A 1,501-nucleotide genomic window follows, 5' to 3' on the forward strand; every position below is an offset into this window, starting at 1 on the left:
GAAATGAATGCAAAGGGACTTCTCGCTTCCTGGTCACGGTATCGAGTACCAAGATTGATGTGCGAAGTCAATCTGCAACCTTTGGAAGGAGAAGCCCCATGAACGAGATTACCCGAGTCGGTGTCGATCTGGCAAAGCGCGTCATCCAGGTTTGTGCGGTCAATTCCGCTGGTGTGCGCGTCACAAGCCGGGCCTTGGCGCGCGACAAGTTCCTGCCCTGGTGCGCGCAGCTGCCCGCAGGCTGCCTGGTCGCCATGGAGGCCAGCTCCAGTGCTCACTACTGGGCACGCAAGCTGCTCGCGCTGGGGCTGCAGGCGCGCATCATCCCCGCCCACCTCGTCGTGCCTTATCGGTTGCAAGGCAGGGGCGGCAAGAACGACGCCAACGACGCTGCCGCCATCTGCGAAGCCGCTTCGCGCCCTCAGATGCACTTCGTGGCCATCAAGAGCGTGGAGCAGCAAAGCATGCTGTGCATTCACCGCCTGCGCGAGGGCTTCAAGGAAGAACGCGTGGCCTGCATCAATCGCATCCGAGGGCTGCTTGCGGAGTTCGGACTGGTGTTCCCCCAAAAACCCGAGGTGTTGCGCCAGGCCCTGCCCGACGCCATGGAAGACGCCAGCAACGAGCTCGGCAGCCTCGCCCGGTTGACGCTGCAACGCGCCTACGCGCAGTGGCAGGAACTCGACGAGCACATGCGTTGGTGCGACCAGCGCATCGCCGCACACGGCAAGGCCAGCGAGCAGGTGCGCCAGGCCGAGCAGCTCATGGGCGTAGGGCCGGTCACGGCCTCTGCCGTGGTGGCCACCGTGGGTGACTTCAAGCAATTCAAGAACGGTGCGCAATTCGGCGCCTGGCTGGGCCTGACCCCGCGGCAGAACTCCAGCGGGGGCAAGAACAACCTGGGCCACATCACCAAGCGAGGCGACATGTACGTGCGCATGCTGCTGATCCAGGGCGCCAAATCGATCGTGTTGACGGCGCACAAGCGCGACGATCCGATCTCGCGCTGGGCTCATGCTTTGCGAGAGAAGTCCGGTTGGCAGAAGGCCGTGGTGGCCTTGGCCAACAAGAACGCGCGCATCCTGTGGGCAGTGTTCGTGCGGGGTAGGCCCTTCGATGCGCGCCACGTGAGTACCAAGCCGGCGGGCTGCGTCGTTGCGGCGTAGCGCGATCGGGTTGACGCAGCTTTTTTTATTGGTTTGCCAGACGTGAGTTCGAAGATGCAATAAACAGGTCAGACCGGCAGCGGGCAAGCTCGACTCCTCCTGTGTGGCACCGATCGCGGTGAGCGCCACGAAAAATGAATGGAGCCCCGCTGAGCGGTTCGTATCTGGGTCCGCACGGCCATGCGCCGGTGCAACAAGGCCGACGGTAGATGTGCAGTCTGTTCCTGGTTCTATTGCAGCTTGGCCCTCACCTTGACGCAGCCAATACCGCCTATTGAAAAACCAAACTCGCACCGCCGCTTGCGGATTGGAGAAGTCCCGGTAAAAGGAGGAGG

General features: G+C 62.6%; 1 protein-coding gene. It reads left to right on the forward strand.

The window, feature by feature from the left end:
* Positions 1-98 precede the first annotated feature (98 nt).
* Complete coding sequence (locus tag AB6807_RS39345; RefSeq protein WP_371088809.1) at positions 99-1,166, forward strand: IS110 family transposase; 1,068 nt, start codon at positions 99-101, stop codon at positions 1,164-1,166.
* Positions 1,167-1,501 lie beyond the last annotated feature (335 nt).

The sequence above is a fragment of the Variovorax sp. RCC_210 genome, assembly GCF_041355175.1.
GTDB lineage: Bacteria > Pseudomonadota > Gammaproteobacteria > Burkholderiales > Burkholderiaceae_C > Variovorax.